Source organism: Escherichia sp. E4736 (assembly GCF_005781225.1).
Lineage (GTDB): Bacteria > Pseudomonadota > Gammaproteobacteria > Enterobacterales > Enterobacteriaceae > Escherichia.
On the sequence record NZ_VATT01000051.1, the window covers coordinates 1 to 4,621 of the forward strand.

Sequence of the window (4,621 nt, forward strand, 5' to 3'; positions counted from 1 at the left end):
CATAGACGATCTGGCGGGCTGTGATATGCCCCCGCAGGGCGTGGATCAGAGCACGCTGAGAGTGGAATACTATTGTCAGAATAAGCAGGAATACTCTTATCTGCGCGAAGTGTTCATTGATATGTATCCGTAGTCATCGGAAATACCCAGCCTTTCTGGCTGGGTATTATCACGTGTGACATTAGCATGAACCATTACACAATCTGTCAAGAGCCAGGTTCAGATGTCTGTTTCCGCCATTTCATCATCACTGATTGGCGTAGCGTTTTTTGCCAGCATTCCCACTTTGCGTTTTTCCTTTAACCGGCAGCTTTCTCTTTTGATGTTCAGTGTGGTGGACAATCCCGTAGATATATATATCCGCACGCTTTAGTTCTGTTTTATTTTTTTTCGACAAAATAATCAAAAAGGTAAATAAAATAAACGTTAGGTATTTTCTTTATGCGTTCTCTTTACATGTTGAGACTTCGAGTAATACTGTAAACCATATACGTTATAATCGCTAACCGACAAATAATCCAGAAAATTTAATTTATATTCCAGAGTAAACGAGCTGTTCATTTCAAAAATATGTTTGTAAAAGTGTATAGTATTCTGATTGCCGAAGTTTAACTGTGCAGGAGAAAATTTAGCAGATAAGAAAATTGGGGCACACTCGTCAACATTAACTGTTCTAAACAATAATGAAATAGCGGTACTTACATCATCAAAGCCTCTTAATTTCGTGCTGTTAAAATAGAACGTTCTTGCCGTAATGGTTATAGTAATCCGTCCGTCTCCGCAACCATCCAATATTCCCAGATCGCATGGTTCACAAAATGTGTTTTTCGCATATTTTCGCTCTTCATTACAAAAACAAGTTTTTAAATGTAACTCAGTGACCTCGTTTTATACGTGCTAAACTTATGCCATGTAATTGTAACTTTCTTTGCATTACCAATTATAATGCAACTTTTGGTACATACACCCCCAGATACTCCTTCTTCACCGTATTGCCTGGTCACGGTAAATTTATCTCCTGATGACTCCTTTCCTTCCACACGATCCAGTAAATTGTGATCATGTCTTCAGTTTCTTCCCGAAACACATAAATTTGTGAACACAACAAACTGAGTGATATCTCCGGTGACTTTAATAGTTTCGAATTAGATATGCGACCTCTTGATTTAAAATAACCATACCGAAGAGATTATCAGTTTTTTTTCACAAATGGGACTTTTTTTTGTGTTTTTTTGAGGCATTTTGAATGCCTGGAATGCAGCTGGAAGTTAACAGTTTGAAAAGCACGTCAGATGGGAATGGGAGGGTCGTATGAGGATGTTTTCTAATGCTACATAAAAGTAGCTTTTTTGACAATGGGTATTGGTATTATTGTGAGTTGATAAGTACTGTTTTGCCATTTAAGTTATACATATATCTAGTGCCACTTTTTCGAGAAAAATGATCCTATGATTTTTGTACATAGTGCCACTTTTAAAAAAAGTGACCCTATATCGTGATTACATAGGGTCACTTTTCATCAATAAGTGACCCTATGCGAGGTGCACATAGGGCCATTTTTAAGGAAAAAGTGACCCTATGTCGTAGTCATCCTAAGCAATCAGAGATATAATCACGCAAAGACGTTTTTTTCGCGAAAGTTTCTCGGCATATCGCAGATACTGATTGCAGTATTGCGTTTTTTTAAGCAGTAAAATTTTCGTTAGCAGGCTCAGGGGTTTTGAGAAAACCCTGGAGACTTTGGTTAAAAAGTGATACAAGTAAGGACAATAGTTTAATGGATGGTTTAGAAGCTTAAATCGATAGTTCAAAATTTATAAAAGTTACTTTTCCATCTCCAAAACCGATCTTTTAATTCGAGTAGAAAATTATTGCAATTGTATTTATGCAAGGGCAATGTGCTCATATAAGAATCTGATAGTTTAACGCATAACTTACTCTGTAAAATATAACGAACCGATATTTCTATTATTCGTACCTACCGTGCACATCTAATGTCATTACCTCTTCATATTAGGCCTGAAGAATATCAACAACACCATTATTTTATTGGGCGCGATAAAAAACACTTGGAACTAAAACGGGCTACTTGCTATTATCCATGGCTATTTTAAATGGTAACACCAGGGAACAGATTGTTGAGGAAATAATAGACATTAATCATATATTTTTAATATCAAGAAAAATATAAGCACCAACTAAAACACTTACAATTCCACTCACCATCCACTAATAAAGTAAATATTTTCCTTTCAGCGTAAATAACCCCGATAATATTAATAGGATTTAAAATGGCGAAATAATTATTTATAGAACATATAATTACCATATGTTAAATTCTCTCGCCAGCCAGTATCTGGATAGTTATTATCAAATTACATTCTCAGTTTAAATTGAGAGTTGTTTGGTATACTGGATGTAAAAGATCATGTCCAACGATTGTTCGGTTGTTTTCGTTAATAATAAAAGGGATATAATGGAGTGCTGCCTAGGTTATTATATTAAACCACCTTTCTTTTATCTTGATTAGAACTGGTTGTATCATTTGAGATATTGTCGGACAAACAGAGTCTGATAATTGGTGAGGCTGCCATTTTTATGATTTACAATCAATGATAAACCACTCCTTTCTATAGATACGCGGTCAGTACTGTATGGGCAATGGAAAGTAAATCAAACAACGTCGATATAGCTGAACAACTCAACAGGTTCCATTGACTGATGCAGGTTGGTAGCGTTCGACATACATACACTTCATTGCAACCTCTGCTGAATGTTATTAGCAAAAAAGTTGCATCCATGATGTACAGTGATTATAGTTGTAAGCGTCTAGCATACAGGGGGACGCGTTGGTTACATCATATTTAATGAGGCTAACCAGCCTAGCGCCCGAATGGAGAGAGTGAAATTCGATTTCACTCTCTCTTTTTTTCATCTAAACCTTTATTGTCAAATGGTTATACGCATTTATTTGTATTAGTCACGAATGCATCTGATACATTGACTTGTTACTCATTGCTAAAATGAGTAGCGAAGTTCATATCCAGTCATTAAACAGATTAAGAAAACGATAACTAAATAGTGGAGTTGACTCCTTGAACAGAGAAGATGTCCATCAACTGGCTACGCAATTGTTTGAAGGTAACGAAAGTGCGGCCCAAAAGTGGTGCCATGAACCCAACCGAGCGTTACGGTGGCAAACCCCTGAAGAACTTATGGGGAGCGAATCAGGAATCCAAACGGTAATAGCGTTAATAACACGACTAGAGCAAGGCGTGTATTCTTAGACCTTCTGCCCAGAGCCGTTCTGTAGTTTTATCATCGCATCAAGCAAATCGTTTTCATCCCGTGAATGCTGAGACTTGTTCCGGGTCACATCGGGGCTATTCACCGATGGAAGAGCTTTAAAACGACGGTTATCCCTTTGTTCCTGTACCAGCTTCGCCACATACAATACTTGGCCCAAATTCTGGGGTTAACAACTTACCCAGCCGAGGAAAACATCTGCAGTCCTCAAATAGACATTAGCATTGAGCCCCTACACTCGCACCAGTTGATAGTTCACTGCTTGTATGTGCTATAGCGTAAAGAGATACCGAAAGTATCCGCGTCAGCACCTGAAGAATTTAAGAGCCTGGAAGGAGGAAGGTTGCCAAAGGATGACGATGGATGCATGGGCAGTAATGCCGTGTTTGGTGTGATCACTCACATCAATGATGCCAGGAGTGGGGAAATTTGACGATTGCCCGATAATTTAAGGCGCAAAGAAGTGGTATTTCGTGTCATTAAAACCCATGATTGTATACACATAACGAGTACACGAGGTTTTTATGCAATCCATCAACTTCCGTACCGCACGCGGCAACCTTACTGAAGTGCTCAACAATGTTGAAGCCGGGGAAAAGGTTGAAATCACCCGCAGAGGCCGCGAGCCAGCTGTAATTGTCAACAAGGTTACTTTCGAAGCCTACAAAAAAGCGACGCAGGATGCCGAATTTGCATCCCTGTTTGACACACTGGATTCCACCAACAAGGAACTGGTTAACCGATAATGAGGCATATATATCACAGGAAGAGCTTATTGCGCTTCATGATACGAATATAAGCCACTACGGCCTTCCGGGCATGTCGGATCCGGATAGGGCAGAAACTATTATCGGGAGAGCCCAAGCCAGAGTTGTATATGAAGAGATCATCGCCCTTTTTGAAGTCTCCGCAACCTACCTGGTGGCTACTGCGAGATGGCGTATCTTCAATTATGCAAATAAGCGCACCGCGCTAAACAGTGCGCTGTTATTTCTGCGCCGTAACGTTGTGCAGGTCTATGATTCTCCCGTGCTGGTAGACCTTACCGTGGGTGCGGCCACTGGTGAGATCCCCGTATCTTCAGTAGCCGAAAAGCTACGTGAGTTATATGGGACCAACACTTAAGAAGTGGAGTTATTGATCGGCATAGGGGGCAGCACAAGGCTGCGCCCCTGCCACACCACCCGGCATGCGGGTCCGCACCGGGCGGTTCGAGAAGTTGAGATTATGCGAGTCGAGGGAAGCCTAAAGCATCGAAGTAGTCGACTGTAAGTATACGGTTCAGCCCAGCTTCGGAGCCTGTACATAGATTTGT

General features: G+C 40.2%; 3 protein-coding genes and 1 pseudogene. 3 read left to right on the plus strand and 1 reads right to left on the minus strand.

Annotated elements, in window-relative coordinates:
- Positions 1-219: 219 nt before the first annotated feature.
- Positions 220-339 (minus strand): annotated as a pseudogene (locus FEK46_RS23505) (AAA family ATPase); the annotation flags it as partial.
- Positions 340-3,131: 2,792 nt separating this feature from the next.
- Here FEK46_RS23505 and FEK46_RS22520 point away from each other — a divergent pair.
- From FEK46_RS22520 to FEK46_RS22535, 3 genes are all read left to right on the plus strand, one after another.
- Complete coding sequence (locus FEK46_RS22520; protein WP_240725573.1) at positions 3,132-3,287, plus strand: MbcA/ParS/Xre antitoxin family protein; 156 nt, start codon at positions 3,132-3,134, stop codon at positions 3,285-3,287.
- A 543-nt stretch (positions 3,288-3,830) separates the two neighbouring features.
- Complete coding sequence (locus FEK46_RS22530; protein WP_135491845.1) at positions 3,831-4,052, plus strand: type II toxin-antitoxin system prevent-host-death family antitoxin; 222 nt, start codon at positions 3,831-3,833, stop codon at positions 4,050-4,052.
- On the plus strand, positions 4,021-4,431 hold the full coding sequence (locus tag FEK46_RS22535; RefSeq protein ID WP_346763854.1) for a type II toxin-antitoxin system death-on-curing family toxin: 411 nt from the start codon (positions 4,021-4,023) through the stop codon (positions 4,429-4,431). Before FEK46_RS22530 ends, FEK46_RS22535 begins: the two co-directional genes overlap by 32 nt.
- Positions 4,432-4,621: the final 190 nt, after the last annotated feature.